This window comes from Sulfitobacter sp. OXR-159 (genome assembly GCF_034377145.1).
Taxonomy (GTDB): Bacteria; Pseudomonadota; Alphaproteobacteria; order Rhodobacterales; family Rhodobacteraceae; genus Sulfitobacter.
The window spans coordinates 2,849,303-2,867,723 of the sequence record NZ_CP139707.1 but is presented as its reverse complement, the minus strand read 5'-3'; the positions used below and the strand labels follow the sequence as shown (position 1 = coordinate 2,867,723).

Sequence of the window (18,421 nt, the reverse complement as noted above, 5' to 3'; positions counted from 1 at the left end):
GGGTTGGCTGAGAATGCCCTATTTTTGGTCACTGGCCACATAGTCAATGCGAATGCCTGTGATTGACAGCGCCTATGTGGCGCAACTGTGCGCTTCGCCCGCCGTCGGATAGGCTTGCCGCTCATTTAATCGGAAAGCGAAAAGCATGAGCATCACACGACTGCACCCAGGCCCGCGCATGAGCCAGGCCGTCATTCACAACAACACCGTCTACCTCGCCGGCCAAGTCGGCACCGCCGGTGCGGATGTCGCCACCCAAACCCAGGACTGCCTGAACGCCATCGACCGCCTGCTGGATCAGGCAGGCAGCAGTAAATCCAAGCTGTTGCAGGTTATTATCTGGCTGGACGACATGGCAAATTTCCAAGAGATGAACGCGGTCTACGACGCATGGATTGATCCTGCCAATCCGGCCGCGCGCGCTTGTGGCGAGGCCAAGCTGGCCACGCCTGACTACAAGGTGGAATTCATCGTCACCGCGGCGGTCTGAGCACCGCATCCCGGCCCGGGGGTTATGCCTGTCATAACTCCCGGCTATTTGACCCATTAGCTCTCTCGCCGCCATCCTTTTCCTAGAAAACAGGCGACAGGACAGAGCATGACACCCCAACTCGACCTCTCGGACATCGAAACGGCGACGCTGGGCCATTTCCTTGAAACCGGCTTCATGGCGCCGTCGCTGCAGGGGCTGTTGCCCGGCCGTCGGGTATTTGGCCCGGCGCTGACCGTGCGCATACAAGGCGACGATGGCGCGATGCTCACCGATGCACTCTCTGCCGCGAAACCCGGTCAGGTCATTGTCATCGACCGTTGCGGCGATCTGCGCCATGCCTGCTGGGGCGCGGTTACCACCGCCGCCGCCAAGGCGCGCGGCGTGGTGGGCGCGGTGATTGATGGCTTTGTCACCGACCGGTCCGCCATAGAGCACGAAGACTTCCCCGTCTGGTGCCGCGGCCGCTCGCCAATCACCACCAAGCCGCGCCGGCTTGGCGGCGACTTCAACGTGACCGTGGGCTGTGGCGGTGTCTCCGTCCGGCCTGGCGACATGATCTTGGCCGACGAAAACGGCGTTGTCGTGTTGGACAAGAAACAGACCGCAAACCACGCGGCGCGCGCCCGCAAGATGCAGGAAGACGAGGTCGGGATTCTCGAACGCCTGCGCGCGGGCGAGACACTGGCCGACATCACGCGGGGCGCAAAGCAGCCTTCCTAGAACCGGAAAACCGGCACCACCTTTCTTCACTTCACTCAACCGACAGAGAGACCCATGATTCAAACTGTATCTAGAAAACGTTTCACCGGGATGGCGGCGCTTGCCGCCAGCACAGCGCTGATACTGGGCACGCCTGCATTGGCCGACAAGGCATCCAATACGCTCAACGTGGCCTTCGCCGCCGAACCCGAGCCGCTTGACACCTATAAGATCGCCGGTCGTCAGGGCCTGATCCTCGCGCGGCACATCTATGACGGGTTGCTTTACAAGAACCTCGACACGGGAGAGATCGTGCCCGCCTTGGCAGAATCTTGGGAATTCACCGGCCCGCTGACGATGGAGTTCACTCTGCGTCAGGGTGTGAAGTTCCACAATGGCGCCGATTTCACCGCCGCCGACGTGGTCGAAACGCTCAACACCGTGATCACCCCGGAATACGGCACCCGCTATTCGATTTCGGTCGACTGGATCGACAACGTCGAGATGCTGGGCGATTACAAGGTGCGCATCAATATGTCCAAGCCCTTTGCCGGCGCGGTCGAGATGCTGGCCGATGCGCTTCCGATCTACCCGCATGAGTTCTTTGCTGAAAACGGGTCTGCCGGGATAGCCGCCACGCCGATCGGCACCGGGCCGTACAAGCTGGTGAGCCAAGAGCCGGGCATTCGATACGAGATGGAGCGGTTCGAAGATCACTACGCCGGCAGCCCCAAGGGTGGCGCGACCATCGACAAGATCACCGTCCGTACCATCCCCGAAATGAACACCCAGTATGCCGAGCTGATGTCGGGCTCGCTTGACTGGATCTGGCGCATTCCCCCGGATCAGGCGTCGCGTCTGGAAGGCCGGGTTCAAATCATCAGCGCGCCGATCATGCGCATCGGATATGTGGGTTTTGCTCCAGAAGCGATGGCAGGCGACACGCCGATTGCCGACAAGAAGGTACGTCAGGCGCTAATCCATGCCACCAACCGAGACGCGATTGTCGAAGCTTTCGCGGGCGGCGCCTCCGAGGTGCTGAATACCCCCTGCAACCCGGCCCAATTCGGGTGCGCGCAGGACGTTGCGGCCTATGAATACGACCCGGAGAAAGCCAAGGCTCTGTTGGCCGAAGCAGGCTATGAAGACGGCTTCGAGATGGAAATGGTGTTTGCCGCCATGCCCCGCCCGACGGCCGAGGCTGTGGCTGCGGACCTCGCGAATGTCGGCGTGACGCTGGAGTTGAACGAACAGCAATATTCCTCGGGTATCGGCAAGTGGCGCGCCAAAGAGCTTCCGGCGTTCTTTTCGAACTGGGGCAGCTACGGCATTGGCGACACGGCGTTTATCCTGTCGAACTTCTTTGGCGGCGGCGCGGACGATCTTGTGCAGGACGCCGAACTGGCTGAATGGCTGACCGAGGCCGATACCGCATCCGACCGCGAGGTGCGCGCCGAGAACTACGCCAAGGCCGTCAAGAAGGTCGCGGACGAGGCCTATTGGATGCCGATGTACAACTTCAACGTCGACTACGGGCTGTCCAACGATCTGAACTTCACCCCGCACCCCGACGAGTTCGCCCGTTGGTGGGCGGCCAGCTGGAAATAGGCTGACCCCTCCTGCGGAACAGGGCCGGGCGGACCGCTCCCCACTGTCCGGCCCCTATTAATGGAAAGACCGATGCTCTCTTTCATCTCCAAACGCTTGGCCGTGGCGCTGCTGGTCTGTTTGACCGTTTCAGCGCTGAGCTTCGGGCTGATGTTCCTGTCGGGCGACCCGGCGATTGCCATCGCGGGCTCCGGCGGCAGGGCTGAGGACGCCGAGGCGGTCCGTATCGCCTATGGCTTCGATAGGCCGCTGATTGTGCAATATCTCGATTGGATTGGCAGCGCGCTGACCGGAAATCTGGGGCAGAGCATTTATTTCAACGTGCCGGTGACCGAGATCATCGGCAACCGTGTCGGCGTCACCCTGACGTTGGGGTTCGTCTCCTTCATCGTTGCCTTGGTGATCGCCGTGCCCTTGGGCGTCGCGGCGGCGCTGCGGCCGAATGGCTGGATTGACCGCCTCGCGCTGGTGATCGCCGTCTCGGGACAGGCGATCCCGAGCTTCTGACTGGGGCTCATGGCCATCGTCGTCTTCGGTGTCTGGTACGGCATGGTGCCGATTTCAGGTGCGGACACCTGGCGGGGCTATATCCTGCCGGTGATCGTTCTGAGCTATTACGCCATCCCAGAACTTATGCGGATCACCCGCTCGGGCATGATCGATGTGCTGGCCACAGAGTACGTCCGAGCGGCCAAAGCCAAAGGGCTGCCAATGCACTTGGTGATTTCACGCCACGCGCTGCGCAACGCGGTGCTGCCGCTGGTATCGCTGGCGGCCGTGCAACTGGGCCAGCTTCTGTCCGGGTCCATCGTGATCGAGAGCGTTTTTGCGCTGAACGGGCTGGGGCGGCTGGCTTGGGAATCGCTGCTGCGCAGTGACCTGCCGGTGATGCAGGCCATTATCCTGATCCTATCGCTGCTCTACGTCGTTCTGACCACATTGGCCGACATTCTGAACGCTGTGCTTGATCCGCGCCTGCGGGGGGCTTCCTGATGTCCGAAGTCACCATGGAAACCGCACGGCCCAGCCTTTGGCGCAAGATGCGCGGAAATACCGGGGCGCTGATTGGTGGCACGCTGCTGGCGGGGATCATTCTGATCGCGCTGTTGGCGCCGTTGCTCGCCCCGCATGACCCGATCGCGCAGGACCTGACACGCCGCCTTCTGCCGCCGTTCTGGCATGACCGTTCCGTGCCCGAACACCTTCTGGGCACCGATCACCTTGGCCGCGACTACCTGTCGCGCCTGATCTATGGCGCGCGGGTGTCTCTGGGTGTGGGGCTGGGGGTTATCCTCGTCTCGGGTGCCATCGGCATCACGCTGGGCCTTCTTGCAGGGTATTTTGGCGGCTGGATCGACATGGTTATCAGCTTCGCCATCACAACCCGGCTGTCGCTGCCCATCGTGCTGGTCGCACTGGCGGCGGTGGCACTTGGCGGCGCGTCGCTGATCACGCTGATAACGGTTCTGGGTCTGCTGCTCTGGGATCGGTTCGCCGTCGTCACCCGCGCTGCCGCACAAAGCCTTCGGCATCAGGAATTCATCATGGGCCTGCGGGCCATCGGGGCGAGCCGAACCCGCATCCTATTCCTCGAGATTCTGCCCAATATGCGCGCCACGATCCTTGTCGTCGTCTCGCTGGAGGTCGCAAACGTGATCCTTCTGGAAGCCGCGCTCTCCTTCCTCGGGCTGGGGGTGCGCCCACCGACGCCAAGCTGGGGGCTGATGATTTCCGAGGGTCGCGACAATATTCTGTTTGATCCGTGGCTGATCGCCCTTCCCGGATCGGCGCTCTGTCTGCTGGTGCTGGCTGTGAACCTCTTTGGCGACGGACTGCGCGATATAACGGGACCTGCACGGAAATGACCGAGATGATGCTTGATATTCGCAACCTGCGCGTTTCGATCCCCACCGACCGGGGCATCTTGAACGCGGTTCGCGGGGTGGATCTGCAAATTGCCAAGGGCGAGACGCTCTGCCTTGTGGGCGAGTCGGGCTGCGGCAAATCGCTGACCGCGACCTCGATCATGGGACTGCTGCCGCGCTACGCCAAGGTCACATCCGACCGCTTTCAGATGGCGGGTCAGGACCTGACCACGAGGACCGATGGCAAGCTGGCAAAGCTGCGTGGCCGTGACGTTGCGATGATCTTTCAGGATCCGACCAGCGCGCTGAACCCGACGCTGACCATCGGGCGACAGCTGACCGAAGGCGTCATGCGCCACGAAAAGCTGAGCCGTAAGGACGCTGACACCCGCGCCATCGAGATGCTCGACCGCGTGGGCATCGCCAATCCGGCGGCGCGGCTGACGCAATATCCGCACGGGTTCTCCGGCGGCCAACGCCAGCGCATCATGATCGCTTCGGCGCTCATGGGGCGCCCCGGACTGCTGATCGCGGACGAGCCGACGACCGCGCTGGATGTAACCATTCAAGCCCAGATCTTGGCGCTTCTGGGCGAGCTGCAAAGCGATCTTGGCCTGTCGCTTTTGCTAATCACGCATGATCTGGGCGTGGTCGCGGCCATCGCTGACGATGTCGCGGTGATGTACGCCGGACGCATCGCCGAACGCGCGCCCGCCGCTGACCTCTTTGCCGCGCCGCGCCACCCCTATACCCAAGGCCTACTTGCTGCGATCCCGGTGCCGGGCGTCACCCCGCGCGGGAGCGAATTGCCCGCCATTCCGGGCCGCGTGCCGGGGCTGATCGGCACGATGCAGGGCTGCGTCTTTCGCGACCGCTGCGCCCTTGCGGGACCGGACTGCGTCAATGATCCGGTGCCGCGCGTCGACACCGGTCCCGGCCATTTCGTTGAATGTGTCAAGGCAGCGAAGGTGGCAGCATGACGCCGCCCATGATCCGAATGACCAACATCCGCAAAGCCTACCGTCTGCGCCGCGGCATGTTCGCTCCGACCGAGGAGCTGGTGGCGGTCAACGACCTGTCGCTTGAGGTGTCCGAGGGCGAAACGCTTGGGCTCGTCGGCGAATCCGGTTGCGGCAAAAGCACGGCGGTCAGCATTATGCTGGGCCTGTTGCAGCCAGACCAAGGCGAGGTCGAGATCGCGGGCCAGAAGATCGGCGCCATGCCGGTGGCCGACCGCGTGCGGCTGATCCAACCGGTGTTTCAGAACCCCAATGCCTCGCTCAACCCGGTCAAGCGCATTCAGACCCTCGTCGGCCAGCCGCTGCGCCTGCACGGCGGCGCAAATGTCGACGCCGAGGTCAAGCGAATGCTCGATCTGGTGGGGCTGCCCGCGCGACTGGCCGATGCCTATCCCGGCGAGCTTTCGGGCGGGCAAAGGCAGCGTGTCGCCATCGCCCGCGCGCTCATCCTCGGCCCACGTGTGCTGATCTGTGACGAGCCGACCTCGGCACTTGATGTCTCGGTACAGGCGCAGATCATCAATCTGCTGCTTTCGCTCAAGAAAGAGCTTGGCCTCACGATGGTTTTCGTCAGCCACAATCTGGCCGTGGTCGAGCATTTGGCAGACCACGTGGCTGTCATGTACCTTGGGCAAAAGATTGAAGAAGCCGGAACCGATACACTTTTCGAAAATCCCTGCCATCCCTATACACGTGCCCTTCTTGCCGCGACCTTGGTGCCGGACCCACAGGTAGGGCTGCCGGAACAAAAGCTGGGCGCGGCGGCGGCAGACCCGTTTGCCGCACGCCGCGGGTGCCTATTCGCGCCGCGCTGTCCGGATGTGCGGGAAAGCTGTGTCAAAGGTCCGCAAGAGCTCCGGGAGTTGCGCGACACCCATGTCAGGTGCGAGCGGGCGGCATGACGTCGTGTTCCTTCTGCGGCTGAACCACGCCGGTGAGCATTTCGGCAACGCGCTGTTTTGCTTTGCGTGCAGGAACGAGACCCGCAGCCCCGAGCCCTTCGCCAAACATAAGGGCAGGCTGCGGTAAATCGCGATCAATCGGCAGAACCTGCGCGAGGCGCTAGGCGGTAATCCCCCCACTGAAGCGGACCACCCCTGCAGGCCGGTCTTGGCAAGCTTTTTGAGCAACGCCACTCACGTAGACTTCTTCGACAGCGCGGTCGTCCCCCATGATTTGCAGCACGAACAACTCCTCCGCGAGGCTCTCAGCGCGCTCCATGCGCAGGGCCATCGCGCTTGTGGCAGATGAGTTCAAAATCACAACGTCTGCCTCTGTTCCCGATGCCAACGTACCGATTTTGTCCTCCAGACCCAGAACATTGGCGTTGCCTCGTGTCGCCCAATCGAAAGCTTGGAGCGGATGCATAGATTGCCCCTGTAGCTGCAGAATTTTATAGCCCTCCTTCAGAGTTTGGAGCATCGAATAACTTGTGCCTGCGCCTACGTCCGTCGCAATCCCGCTTTGAACGCCACGCGCAGTTAAGTTGCGATGATCAAACAGACCGCTGCCGAGAAAAAGGTTCGAGGTGGGGCAGAACACGGGGTGCGCGCCGGTTTCCGCCAGCGCGTCAACCTCTCTAGGTTCGAGATGAATGGCGTGCCCTAACAGTGTGTTGTCCCGCAATAGGCCGTAGGACTGGTACACATCCAAATAATCACGCGCCTGCGGATAGAGCTCTCTGGTCAAGGCGATTTCTTCTTTGTTTTCGGACAAATGCGTCTGGATGTGGCAATCAGGATGCTCCGCACCGAGCGCCATCGCCGTTTCCATCTGCTCTGGCGATGACGTGATGCCGAACCGGGGCGTTATGACATAGCCGTTCCGGCCTTTGCCGTGCCATTCGGAGATCAACGCCTTTGTTTCATCATACCCTTTCTGCGGCGTGTCGAGAAGATCGGCTGGCGCATTGCGATCCATCAAAACCTTACCGCCCAGCATCCGCATATTGCGCCGCGTCGCTTCTGAGAAAAAAGCATCCGCCGAGGTCTTGTGAACCGAACAATATGCGGCGGCGCTGGTCGTGCCATGCGCAACCAACTGATCAAAAAACGCCTGTGCCATGCGGTGACTGTGGTCTTCGCAGGCAAAGCGCGTTTCTTCCGGGAAAGTGTAATTGTTGAGCCAGTCCAGCAGTTGCGAACCCCATGAGGCGATCACCTGCACCTGGGGAAAGTGAATATGGGTGTCGATGAAGCCTGCCATCATCAAATGAGGGCGGTGATCCGTGATTGGCGCATCGGGGGCTTTGGCCAGTATACTGTCGAAGGGACCACTGTCTTGAATGATGCCATCGCTGATCAACAAACCGGCATCTTCAAGATAGGTGTAGGCTTGGGTATCAGAGCCATCTTGCGGCGCGCGGTGAAAGGTCAACAGGCGACCGCGAAGCAGTTTTTGGGTCATAGGTTTCTCAAATCTAGGGAAGAGTTTAGAGGGGCGGCGACCTGCCGCCCATCGTTTGGTTACGCCTGATGGGCGGGCATATCTTCGTCCATGAAGTCTGGCTCATCGGGCACAACAATGCGGTGCTCTAGGTCCTCTTTCGGTGCGACCAACGGATATAGGTACATGAAGGCGCCGACGATCAAGTAGCCTATGGTGATCGGGTCCAGCTGCGGCAGTTGCAGCTTGTAGGAATGAATGATCCCAACCGACGACATCAAAGACGCTGCGATTGCAAAACCGCCTGCCATTTTGAAGCGGCCGTCAATGATGTCAGCAACGATCGCACCCCAGATAAGTCCGGTGATAATCGCCCCCTGACTAAGCGCCAGATGGCCTTCGTAATGTGCGCCTTCCATCAAAAGCGCGGCGGTGAGTGCTTCGTCTCCTAAAGATGGCAGACCCTCAACGCCGGAACTGCGCAGGGCATTCATCAACGAACCCCATTTGGTCACCAAGAAGGCCGAGATATGCGGCAGGATGGCGAAGGACACGGCGGCCATATGCATCGGCTTTACCGCCCATGCCGTATTGGTGATCAGGCTGACGGATACGAAGACCAAGACCGGTGCGGCCGCGGCAACCGGGATCAGACCTGCAAGGAACGACAAGAGCCCGACAAATGCGGCAGCGGCGATGACGACAGCAACACCAATGATATAGCCCGCATGTGCGTCAAGCCGTTTGTAGGCGGGATGGCCGATGTAGACAGTCGTCGGAAAGGGCGATCCAAAGAGTGCGCCCAGCATCGTGCCCGCCCCATCGGTAACCTGACACAGACCGACTGGATAGTGGTCGCCTGCCGCTTCCGCAGATTCCACGTTGTTCATGGTTTCGATGAAGTTGTAGATCTGCACCGGGATCAGCACGAGGAACAGTTCAGGGTTCGCGAACAGGTACTGAATGCCGGCAAGTAGATCGCCGATGTAGGGAACCGGCGGGTAGAATCCGATTCCGCTCACGTCAACTTTGGACTCCCCCAAGACAATGGCGATCACTGTACCCGCAGCGATTGCCACCAGACCGGCAGGCAAGTTGCCCGGAAGGCGAAACCGTCCGATCAGCCCCCATAGGATGAACAACAACGACGTGAAGGCGATGACCGGGCTTTCGAAAATCTGTGCCAAGGGCACCGAGCCGATAAACACAAGCGCGATGCCGCATAGGGTGCCCAGCATGCCCGCGCGCGGCGTGATCTCTTTCAACCACGGCCCGACGATAGCCCCAAGTGCAGCGACGACACCGCCCATGAAGCCAGCCCCGATGCCGACCTGCCATGCCAGCAACGGGTCGTTCGTGGCCCAGTAGATTGGCCCAATGACCCCGAATAGATAGACGAACATCACGGGTGTCGAGATGCCGTAGGGCAGGGCCGTGACGTCTTTGCCCTGTTTGTTGGCTGCCCATTTGGCCATAAAGGTATAGACCGCAACACCGGCCAAAATGGCGATGGCCGCGCCGGGTACGATGCGGCCAAAAACGATCTCGGGTGGCATCTGAAACACGAACTGGCAAACGCCAGTCAGGATCAGCAGGTTCACAAGGTTGTCGGTAAATAACGCCCAAAAAGCGTTAAAATCGCTGCGTGCAAACAGCTTGTAGTTATAAGTCCTCCCGTCCATGACGGTCTCCTCCACTGATAGGGCGGAACGCCTCTGGCCAGTCAGGCCAGTCTCCCCGTTCGGCCCAGATATGCGCGCCCCAGGGGCGCTTCTATTGCCCCGATCGGGGCGGTTGCGGCAGTTTCAGTGGTCAATTCAGCGATCACCTCGGCAACCACGAAGGCTGCAATGACGCTGGGCCGCTTGTCGCGGCTACCGCATGCCCCAATAGGGCAATTCAATTGTTCGATTGTTTGGCCGTCGCAGTGCATGCGCGCCCAGTTTTTAAATTTCGCGCGCTTGGTCGCCGAGCCGATCATACCGACGTACAAGGCATCACCCCGTTCCAACGCGGCGGAGGTCAGCAGAAAGTCTAACGCATGATCATGGGTCAGAACGATAAAAGCACTGCCCGCTGGCGCGCTCCAGATATCGGCTTCTGGCAGCGCGCTGATACGGGTCTCTACCGCTGCCGTGTTGAGGGCGATCTCCTCGGTACGGGTGTCAATCAGGGTGCATCTGACGGGCAAATGTTGAAACAGGTCGGCCAAGGCCCGCCCGACATGACCGGCCCCCATGACATAGACATGAGGCAGGGCGGCTTTTGTCTCAAGAGCCCGGTCCGCTGCGGCGCGCTTGTCTGATGACCGCATCCGCGTCAGGCGGATTTCGACCCTTCCCCCGCAGCATTGGCCGATCTCAGGGCCAAGCGGCACGTCCAACTCTCGCACCAAATCTCCGCTCTGCAGCATGTCCCGCGCTGCTTGGATGGCCAGAAATTCCAGCTGGCCACCGCCTATCGTTCCCCAAAGCCCTTGGGCAGAGGCAAACATCTCAGTTCCCTCGTTCCGGGGGGAGGAGCCACGCACGCGGGTCAGTGCGACGCGAATGACCGATGCATGTGCCGCAAGAAATTCATCCAAAGAAACGGCGTTATTCGACATGGTTCACCCCTCGGCCTGCAACCGTGCCACAGCCAGCAACACCCGTTCCGGCGTGGCCGGCGCATCAAGACGCGGACACGCGCGGTAGTTGGCCACTGAAGCGACGGCCATCGACAGCGCTTCGAACACCGAAATGCCAAGCATGAAGGGCGGCTCTCCTACCGCCTTGGAGCGCTTCACGGTCAGTTCGCGGTTCTCCGACCAGTCGGCGAGGTTCACGTTGAATATGCGGGGGCGGTCGGAAGCGAGGGGAATTTTATATGTAGAGGGCGCATGGGTCCGCAGTCGTCCGGCATTGTCCCACCATAACTCTTCGGTTGTGAGCCAGCCCATGCCTTGGATGAAGGCGCCCTCAACCTGACCCCGATCAAGTGCCGGATTAAGGGACCGGCCCACGTCATGCAGGATGTCTGTGCGCTCAACACGATATTCGCCCGTCAGCGTATCGATTGTCACCTCAGAGCATGCCGCGCCATAGGCATAGTAATAGAACGGGCGCCCTTGGCCTTTGCTGCGGTCCCAGTGGATCTTTGGTGTCTTGTAGAATCCAGCCGCCGAAAGCTGCACGCGGGCGAGATAGGCCTGTTTGATAAATGCATCAAAAGTCAGGATTTCTTTGCCGATGAACACTTTATTTGCGTGGAAACTCACCTCTTCTGCAGGAACATCCCAAGTTGTTGTCGCAAATTCGACGAGCCGCGCCTTGATCTGTTCTACCGCGTTGAGCGCGGCCATGCCGTTCAGGTCGGTTCCGCTGGAGGCGGCAGTCGCTGACGTGTTCGGCACTTTCTCAGTGGTGGTCTTGGTAATCTTGATCTGCTCAAAATCGACCTGAAACGCCTCGGCGACAATCTGTGCCACCTTGGTATTCAACCCCTGACCCATCTCTGTGCCGCCGTGGTTCAGGTGGATCGAGCCGTCGTTATAGACATGCACCAATGCCCCGGCCTGATTGTACCACGTCGCCGTGAATGAGATTCCGAACTTGACCGGGGTCAGGGCAATCCCCTTTTTGAGCACCGGCGAGGTCTCATTGAAGGCCATGATGTCTTTGCGGCGCTGGCGGTAGTCAGAGGTGGTTTCCAACTCCTCGACAAGCCGTTCGAGAATGCTGTCTTCGACTTTCTGATGATAGGGCGTGATGTCTCGCCCTTCGCCGCCGTAGAAGTTCGCCTTGCGCACGTCCAGTGGGTCTTGGCCTGTGGCATAGGCGATCTCTTCGATAATTCGTTCAGCCGCCACCACACCCTGCGGGCCGCCAAAGCCACGAAAAGCCGTGTTGGAGACTGTGTTGGTCTTCATCGGATGGCTTTCAAGCCGCACATTCGGGTAAAAATAAGCGTTATCGGCGTGAAAGAGGGCACGGTCGGTCACGGGGCCCGAGAGGTCGGATGAAAAACCGCACCGTGCAGCAAAGCTGCCATTCACCGCTTCGATGCGTCCCGCTGCGTCGAAAGACACATCGTAATCGATTACAAAATCGTGGCGTTTCCCCGTAGCCGTCATGTCTTGGTCCCGGTCGGGGCGGATCTTCACGGCGCGGTTCCACTTTTTCGCCGCCATAGCGGCAACAGCGCAGAACAGGTTCATCTGGCTTTCCTTGCCGCCGAACCCGCCGCCCATGCGGCGCACGTTCACCACAACCGCATTCGAGGGCACGCCGAGAACTTGAGCCACCATATGCTGCGCCTCGGAGGGGTGCTGGGTGGAGGAATGCACGATGATATCATCGTCTTCTCCGGGAATGGCCAAGGCGATATGCCCTTCGAGGTACATGTGGTCCTGTCCGCCTACAGCGATCCTGCCCTTGATCCGATTGCTGGCGGTTTCCAACGCCCCATCGACATCGCCGCGTTCGAGTTTCAACGGAGCGGTGACGTGTGGGTATCCCGCCTGTTGCGCCTGAATGGGATCAAGCGCATGGGGTAAAACATCACAGTTGATCTTGGCTTTTTCTGCGGCGTGGCGCGCAATGTCCCGTGTCTCTGCGATCACCGCAAACAGGGGTTGGCCATGAAATTGAATCAAATCAGTGGGGAAAACCGGCTCATCATTCAGTCCCGTGGGGCTTAGGTCGTTGACGCCTGGCACATCCTCGGCGGTTAGGATGCCGATCACGCCTGGAGTTGCCAGAACATCGGTAAAGTCGATGTCCAAAAGCGTCGCATGAGCAACATCCGAGACACCTAGATAGGCATGCAACGTGCCTTCGGGCAGCGTAATGTCGTCGGTGTAGTCTGCCGCGCCCGTGACGTGTTTTGACGCGCTGTCATGAATGCGGTCGCTGTGGGCGGTGCCGGTGATGGAAACGTTGTCTTTCATTTTTGCGTCTCCTTGCGTTAAGCGTTGATCAGTTGAACGGGCGCGGCGCTCTGCGCATCCTGTTCCAGATAAAAACGGCGCAGAAGATTCTGAGCAGAGAGCTTTCGATACGCCGCGGAGGCGCGCCAGTCCGTAAGCGGTTCGAAATCCTCGGCCAGCGCTGCTGCGGCGGCCTCGAAGTTTTCGCGCGTCCAGTGCTGACCATTCAGCGCAGCTTCTGCCGCCGTTGCACGTTTGGGTGTCGCGGCCATGCCGCCAAAGGCAATGCGGGCATTGCTGATGACGTTTCCGGTTACCGTCATATGAATGCCAACGGCCACCGACGAGATATCTTCGTCGCGCCGTTTGGAGATTTTGTAGGCGGCGTTCAAATCATCGGGGCCGGGCAGGGGAACCTGAATGCTCTCGACAAATTCCGCCGGTGCGCGGTCCTGCTTGCCATAGTCTATAAAGAACCTTTCAAGAGGCACGTTTCGACGGGCAGCACCGTGGCGGAGCGTGATCTCTGCGCCAAGCGCGATCAGGACGGGCGGGGTATCACCGATAGGAGAACCGTTGGCGATATTGCCCCCGACCGTGCCCATGTTTCGCACCTGCCATCCCGCGATACGGTTCCAATAGGGGAGAAGATGAGGCAGGTGCTCTGACAGAATGGCCTGACAATCGGTGTAGCTGGCCCCAGCCCCGATTTTTAGCTGCCCTCCCTGACACTCAACTGTTTTCAGCGCATTCAGATGGCCGGTGAAAACCGCGGGTCCGATTTTACGCAGAAATTTTGTCACCCAAAGCCCGACGTCTGTGGACCCAGCCACGATGGTTGTGTTCGGGTAGCTCAAGAGGCAATCGGCCAGATCATCCACGTCAGCCGGGATGATGCTCAGGTCGTCTTCGGGTCCGGAGACGATGCGCTTGCCGTGCTGAAGCGCTTGCAGTCGCGTTGTTATCTGCGCGCGTTCGGCATTCAGAAGATCCGAAGATGGCGTGCCATAGCGCGACACGGCCACCGCTGCCTTGATGATGGGCTCATAGCCGGTGCAGCGGCACAGGTTCCCTTGTAGCGCCGTTTCAACCTCTTGCGATGTTGGTTCGGGCGTCTGCATCCAGAGCGCATAAAGCGACATTACAAATCCGGGCGTGCAGAAACCACATTGGCTTCCATGATGTTCAATCATTGCTTCCTGAACAGGGTGCAGCCGACCTTTCGGGCCGGAGAGATGCTCGACCGTGACCACATGACAACCGTTGATCGAGGCCAGAAACCGAATGCAGGCATTGATGGGCTCATAGACCAGCCCGGCATTGCCAAGCCGGCCCACCAGTACGGTACAGGCGCCGCAATCGCCTTCGGCGCAGCCTTCTTTTGACCCGGTCAGACGGCGTTCGAGCCGAAGAAAGTCCAAAAGCGTTTGGCTGGCTGAAACGTCGTCCAGCGCCACGTCTGTGCCGTTGAGAATGAAACGGATGTCGCGTTGATAGTCCAAGGGGTGCCTCCCAATCGCCAGTCTGGCTGTGATCGTCGCCGCTACGATAGACACAGTTGTTTAGGTAAAAAAATCACCTGAAACGCTAAATACTTTCAACAGAACGTTGAAAATTCATCGGACCTTGGGCATGTTCATGTGGAAGGAGGGGCGCCGTATGTCTTATATCGAAAGCTTGCGCGTCTTCGTTCGCGTGATGGACTTGGGAAGTATCACCGCGGGCGGGCGGGACCTGAGGCTGACGCCTGCAGTTGCCAGCAAACGTTTGAAAGAGCTAGAGAAACATCTCGGCGTGCGCCTGTTTAACAGGACGACCCGCTCGATAACCCCGACAGAGGTCGGTACCGTTTTTTACGATGAGGCCCATGCTATTTTGCAGGCGCTGGATAACGCCGAGGCCCGGGTCGCCAGCTTTTCCGACGCCCCGCGAGGGGCCCTGCGGATCACGGCACCGCTTGGGGTCGGGCGTCGAATAGTTGCGCCATTGGTCCCGGAATTCTCTGAAACCTATCCAGATACTGAGATAAGGATGCGGCTGTCCGACCGACGGGTAGACATCATGGCAGACGGGCTCGATATCGCTTTCTTTATCGGGGAGCCAAGTGATTCCACGATGAAGCTGCGAAAGTTCGCGGATTGCGATCGGGTCTTATGTGCCTCTCCGGATTATCTTTCGCGTAGTGGAACGCCGATGACGCCTGACGATCTTCATGATCAGGCGCACAACTGCCTTTTGCTGCGGTATCCAAGATCGCCAGAGTATTATTGGACACTTCAGACCGATATGGGCCCCCGAAAGCTGGAGGTTCGCGGTCGGTTCGATGCTGATGACGGTGATGTACTGACCGATTGGGCGCTGGCCGGGCGTGGGATCATCAACAAGCCGCGCTTTGATGTGCGTGAACACCTCAAGTCGGGACGACTTGTCGAGGTATTACCGCACACTCCGCCAAAGCCGACCATTTTTGGCTGCCTGTATCCCCACAAAAAGCTTCAGGATCCAAAGGTTCGTCTGTTCGTTGACCACATCGCACGAAACAGCAAACGCTTCTTCGTCTGAGTTCGACGCCCGTTCAGCGTTGCACTCTGGTGTGACGGATGGCCGGGTGCCTGCCGCCGCGCCAAAGGTTTTTTGCCAATTGCAGTAGTGAACGCGCGCTGTCGGTGCCGATAAATCTTTAAAATAAAAGCGGAATGCGGAACGTTACTGGCTACGCACTTCGCGCACCCAAGCGACAATATTGCGTCGCGCTTCTTCGTCCATTTGTACGGCATTTGGCGGGGGCATGGCGTGGCTCACGCCCGCTTGGAGATAGATCTGGTCCGCATGACGCGCAACGTCGCCGGGGGTCTCAAGGTAGACCCCCTTTGGCGCCCACTGCATATTGCCCCAGACTGGTTCTCGGGCATGGCACATAGAGCAATTGCCGATGACGGTATCGTAAGCGCTCTCGAACCCCTCAGCAGAGGCATAGGCCTGCTCATATGCCGTCAGTTCTCGGGCTTCTGCGTCCTCCCATGTCTCCCCCGTTCTGATGGTGGAAAGCCACGCGATCAAAACCATAAGCAACACGGTCACCGCCCAAGTCCAATGCGGACCGGAACCGGTTTTGTGCATCGTGTTGAAGTAGTGGCGAATGGTGACACCGGTCAAAAAGATCAGGCTTGCAATGATCCAACTGAACTCCGTTCCAAACGCCAGCGGGTAATGGTTCGACAGCATCAGGAACACCACCGGCAAGGTAAGGTAGTTGTTGTGGGTCGAGCGCACCTTGGCGATCTTGCCGTATTTCGCGTCAGGTGTGCGACCGGCCTTAAGGTCTTCGACAACGACCCGTTGGTTGGGCATGATCTGGAAAAACACATTGGCGGTCATGATCGTCGCCGTGAAAGCGCCGAGATGCAGCAACGCCGCCCTGCCGGTGAAAATTTGGTTGTATCCCCATGACATGATCACAAGGATTACGAACAAAAGCAGCATCAGAACTGTGGGGTGATCGGCCAATTTGGATTTGCACATCGCATCATAGAGCAACCAGCCAATCGTCAGGGAGCCGCCGGAGATCAGGATGCCCTGAAACAGCGAAATATCGGCTTTGGTGGGGTCGAGCAGAAACAATTCACCGCCGACCCAGTAGATGATCATCAAGAGCGCCGCCCCTGACAACCAAGTGCTGTAGCTTTGCCATTTGTGCCATGTCAGGTGCTCTGGCATCCGGGCGGGCGCGACCAGATATTTGACTGTGTGATAAAAACCCCCGCCATGTACTTCCCATTCTTCGCCGTAGGCGCCGTCGGGCAGGGCGTCGTTTGGTTTAAGCATTAGATCGAGCGCGATAAAATAGAATGACGCACCGATCCACGCCATTGCAGTGATCACATGTAGCCAGCGGACGCTGAACGCGATCCAGTCCCACAGAATTGCCAAATCGTACATGGCTGGTCTCCTTAGATTCGAATTTTCTAACACCCTAGGCGAGACAGGTTTGTTCTGGTATCGCCGTAAAGGACCAAGCAGCATCAAAAAAGACAGAATAATGTCCTACTTCGATAACATCCGCACTTTTGTGCGCGTCTATGAACTGGGCAGCATGTCTGCCGCGGGGCGGGATTTGCGGATATCTCCAGCTGTTACGTCATCACGGATTTCACAATTAGAAGAACGGCTTGGCGTAAGGCTTTTTCAACGGACGACACGCAGTCTTTCCCCGACCGAGCAGGGCAAGTCGTTCTACCGCGGCGCGACTGAAATACTCGAAGCCGTCGAAAGCGCCGAGGCGCAGATCGTCAACATCACCGAGAACCTGAAAGGATCGCTCTATGTTGCGGCGCCTTTAGGTGTCGGTCGTAGGTTAATCGCCCCGCAAGTCCCCGGTTTCTTGAAGAACTATCCCGAAGTCAGCGTGAGGTTGCGTTTGTCCGACCGGAAAGTGGACTTGACCACAGAGGGTCTGGATTTGGCATTCTTTCTGGGGCAGCCCGAAGATAGCAATCTGCGCATCCGAAAAATCGCAGACGTGGAGCGGGTGCTCTGCGCATCGCCGGACTATATTGCGCGCCGTGGCATGCCCGACAGCGGAAGCGCGCTGTTGGCGGAGGGGCATGAATGCCTGAGCCTTCGCTTCCCGGGGGCGACCGAATTTCAATGGCGGCTAACGACACCGGACGGCCCCAAGCGATTTCGTGTCTCGGGGCGCTATGAGTCAGATGACGGGGACGTGCTCACCGATTGGGCACTTGCCGGACATGGCGTCGCAATGAAGCCGGTTTTCGAAATTGCAGAACACTTGCGGACCGGCGCTTTGGTGCCTGTCGCCGAAAAGACGCCTCCCGAGCCGATCCAGATGGCGTGCCTATTCACGCATCGCCGTAGACAGGATCCGAAAACGCGCCTTTTCATGGAGTTCATGGTTGATCGCATCGCCGCGACAATCTAGCGAAGCAATGAGTGGGCCGAAGCCTCAGCTTCCGCGATATGTTGAGTATCCGAAAGGAGAAAGCAACAAGGGCACGTGGTAGTGCGATTGCTCGGACATCCCAAAGCGGATCGGTATGACGCCTAGAAACCGGGGGTCTTCAGGCGGCGTGCCGCTTGCATCCAGATAAGGGCCTGCGTGGAACACCAGTTCATATTCGCCCACTTCGAACTCTGCTTCAGGCAGGATTTGTTCGTCAGTGCGCCCGTCGTTGTTCGTCGTAAGCGTTTTCAACAGATGCCGTTCAACACCGCTGATGCGAAACAATTCAATTTTCAGCCCTTCGGCGGGGCACCCAAGGGCGGTGTCGAGGACATGAGTTGTAAGATAGCCGGCCATTTTTAACTTCTCCTGAAACGCTGTCTGTTTCTAGGCTGAATGCCTTTAAGTGACAAATCTCCACTAACAGAAGGCTCCTTTAAATTTTTTTTGAAAAACAGATCCATTTTTCCTGTTTAGGTTGGGTTT

General features: G+C 59.0%; 15 protein-coding genes and 1 pseudogene. 9 read left to right on the top strand and 7 right to left on the bottom strand.

Features of this window, described 5'->3' with window-relative positions:
* Positions 1 to 145 precede the first annotated feature (145 nt).
* From T8A63_RS14715 to T8A63_RS14685, 7 genes and pseudogenes are all read left to right on the top strand, one after another.
* A complete protein-coding gene (locus T8A63_RS14715; RefSeq protein ID WP_300056629.1) occupies positions 146 to 490 on the top strand; it encodes a RidA family protein in 345 nt (114 codons plus the stop codon).
* A 108-nt stretch (positions 491 to 598) separates the two neighbouring features.
* Positions 599 to 1,213, top strand: a complete 615-nt coding sequence (locus T8A63_RS14710) for an RraA family protein (protein ID WP_322344233.1) — start codon at positions 599 to 601, stop codon at positions 1,211 to 1,213.
* A gap of 54 nt (positions 1,214 to 1,267) precedes the next feature.
* A complete protein-coding gene (locus T8A63_RS14705; protein WP_322344232.1) occupies positions 1,268 to 2,800 on the top strand; it encodes an ABC transporter substrate-binding protein in 1,533 nt (510 codons plus the stop codon).
* Positions 2,801 to 2,872: 72 nt separating this feature from the next.
* Positions 2,873 to 3,793, top strand: a pseudogene (locus T8A63_RS14700) (ABC transporter permease).
* Positions 3,793 to 4,665 (top strand): ABC transporter permease, encoded by an 873-nt coding sequence (locus T8A63_RS14695; protein ID WP_120350329.1) that lies wholly within the window; start codon positions 3,793 to 3,795, stop codon positions 4,663 to 4,665. The pseudogene T8A63_RS14700 and the gene T8A63_RS14695 overlap by 1 nt, the downstream one beginning before the upstream one ends.
* A gap of 5 nt (positions 4,666 to 4,670) precedes the next feature.
* Positions 4,671 to 5,645: an ABC transporter ATP-binding protein gene (locus T8A63_RS14690; RefSeq protein WP_416153251.1), complete on the top strand. Its 975-nt coding sequence runs from the start codon at positions 4,671 to 4,673 to the stop codon at positions 5,643 to 5,645.
* Positions 5,642 to 6,586, top strand: coding sequence for an oligopeptide/dipeptide ABC transporter ATP-binding protein (locus T8A63_RS14685; protein ID WP_322344230.1), 945 nt, complete (start codon positions 5,642 to 5,644; stop codon positions 6,584 to 6,586). The genes T8A63_RS14690 and T8A63_RS14685 overlap by 4 nt, the downstream gene beginning before the upstream one ends.
* 160 nt (positions 6,587 to 6,746) lie before the next feature.
* Here T8A63_RS14685 and guaD read toward each other — a convergent pair whose 3' ends face one another.
* The 5 genes from guaD to xdhA are packed head-to-tail and all read right to left on the bottom strand — an operon-like array spanning position 6,747 to position 14,477.
* Positions 6,747 to 8,090 (bottom strand): guanine deaminase, encoded by a 1,344-nt coding sequence (guaD, locus tag T8A63_RS14680; RefSeq protein ID WP_322344229.1) that lies wholly within the window; start codon positions 8,088 to 8,090, stop codon positions 6,747 to 6,749.
* A 59-nt stretch (positions 8,091 to 8,149) separates the two neighbouring features.
* Positions 8,150 to 9,751, bottom strand: coding sequence for a xanthine/uracil/vitamin C permease (locus T8A63_RS14675; RefSeq protein ID WP_322344228.1), 1,602 nt, complete (start codon positions 9,749 to 9,751; stop codon positions 8,150 to 8,152).
* Between the two features lie 41 nt (positions 9,752 to 9,792).
* On the bottom strand, positions 9,793 to 10,674 hold the full coding sequence (gene xdhC / locus T8A63_RS14670; RefSeq protein ID WP_322344227.1) for a xanthine dehydrogenase accessory protein XdhC: 882 nt from the start codon (positions 10,672 to 10,674) through the stop codon (positions 9,793 to 9,795).
* Positions 10,675 to 10,677: 3 nt separating this feature from the next.
* Positions 10,678 to 12,996, bottom strand: a complete 2,319-nt coding sequence (gene xdhB / locus T8A63_RS14665; RefSeq protein WP_322344226.1) for a xanthine dehydrogenase molybdopterin binding subunit — start codon at positions 12,994 to 12,996, stop codon at positions 10,678 to 10,680.
* Positions 12,997 to 13,013: 17 nt separating this feature from the next.
* Positions 13,014 to 14,477: a xanthine dehydrogenase small subunit gene (gene xdhA, locus T8A63_RS14660; RefSeq protein ID WP_322344225.1), complete on the bottom strand. Its 1,464-nt coding sequence runs from the start codon at positions 14,475 to 14,477 to the stop codon at positions 13,014 to 13,016.
* A gap of 157 nt (positions 14,478 to 14,634) precedes the next feature.
* Between xdhA and T8A63_RS14655 the strand changes: the two genes are divergently transcribed.
* Positions 14,635 to 15,537, top strand: coding sequence for a LysR family transcriptional regulator (locus T8A63_RS14655; protein WP_067941315.1), 903 nt, complete (start codon positions 14,635 to 14,637; stop codon positions 15,535 to 15,537).
* 144 nt (positions 15,538 to 15,681) lie between these two features.
* On the opposite strand, the gene T8A63_RS14650 is transcribed toward T8A63_RS14655, so the two are convergent.
* A complete protein-coding gene (locus tag T8A63_RS14650; RefSeq protein ID WP_322344224.1) occupies positions 15,682 to 16,914 on the bottom strand; it encodes a urate hydroxylase PuuD in 1,233 nt (410 codons plus the stop codon).
* A gap of 100 nt (positions 16,915 to 17,014) precedes the next feature.
* Here T8A63_RS14650 and T8A63_RS14645 point away from each other — a divergent pair, with 100 nt between their 5' ends.
* Positions 17,015 to 17,914: a LysR family transcriptional regulator gene (locus T8A63_RS14645; protein ID WP_322345740.1), complete on the top strand. Its 900-nt coding sequence runs from the start codon at positions 17,015 to 17,017 to the stop codon at positions 17,912 to 17,914.
* Between the two features lie 24 nt (positions 17,915 to 17,938).
* Here the strand turns inward: T8A63_RS14645 and uraH are convergent, their stop codons facing one another.
* Positions 17,939 to 18,292 (bottom strand): hydroxyisourate hydrolase, encoded by a 354-nt coding sequence (gene uraH, locus T8A63_RS14640; protein WP_067628535.1) that lies wholly within the window; start codon positions 18,290 to 18,292, stop codon positions 17,939 to 17,941.
* Positions 18,293 to 18,421 lie beyond the last annotated feature (129 nt).

Bases quoted from the DNA above. Each gene is read 5' to 3' on its own strand.
- T8A63_RS14715 (WP_300056629.1), top strand. From the start codon at position 146: ATGAGCATCACACGACTGCACCCAGGCCCGCGCATGAGCCAGGCCGTC.
- T8A63_RS14710 (WP_322344233.1), top strand. From the start codon at position 599: ATGACACCCCAACTCGACCTCTCGGACATCGAAACGGCGACGCTGGGC.
- T8A63_RS14705 (WP_322344232.1), top strand. From the start codon at position 1,268: ATGATTCAAACTGTATCTAGAAAACGTTTCACCGGGATGGCGGCGCTT.
- T8A63_RS14695 (WP_120350329.1), top strand. From the start codon at position 3,793: ATGTCCGAAGTCACCATGGAAACCGCACGGCCCAGCCTTTGGCGCAAG.
- T8A63_RS14690 (WP_416153251.1), top strand. From the start codon at position 4,671: ATGATGCTTGATATTCGCAACCTGCGCGTTTCGATCCCCACCGACCGG.
- T8A63_RS14685 (WP_322344230.1), top strand. From the start codon at position 5,642: ATGACGCCGCCCATGATCCGAATGACCAACATCCGCAAAGCCTACCGT.
- guaD (WP_322344229.1), bottom strand. From the start codon at position 8,090: ATGACCCAAAAACTGCTTCGCGGTCGCCTGTTGACCTTTCACCGCGCG.
- T8A63_RS14675 (WP_322344228.1), bottom strand. From the start codon at position 9,751: ATGGACGGGAGGACTTATAACTACAAGCTGTTTGCACGCAGCGATTTT.
- xdhC (WP_322344227.1), bottom strand. From the start codon at position 10,674: ATGTCGAATAACGCCGTTTCTTTGGATGAATTTCTTGCGGCACATGCA.
- xdhB (WP_322344226.1), bottom strand. From the start codon at position 12,996: ATGAAAGACAACGTTTCCATCACCGGCACCGCCCACAGCGACCGCATT.
- T8A63_RS14655 (WP_067941315.1), top strand. From the start codon at position 14,635: ATGTCTTATATCGAAAGCTTGCGCGTCTTCGTTCGCGTGATGGACTTG.
- T8A63_RS14650 (WP_322344224.1), bottom strand. From the start codon at position 16,914: ATGTACGATTTGGCAATTCTGTGGGACTGGATCGCGTTCAGCGTCCGC.
- T8A63_RS14645 (WP_322345740.1), top strand. From the start codon at position 17,015: ATGTCCTACTTCGATAACATCCGCACTTTTGTGCGCGTCTATGAACTG.
- uraH (WP_067628535.1), bottom strand. From the start codon at position 18,292: ATGGCCGGCTATCTTACAACTCATGTCCTCGACACCGCCCTTGGGTGC.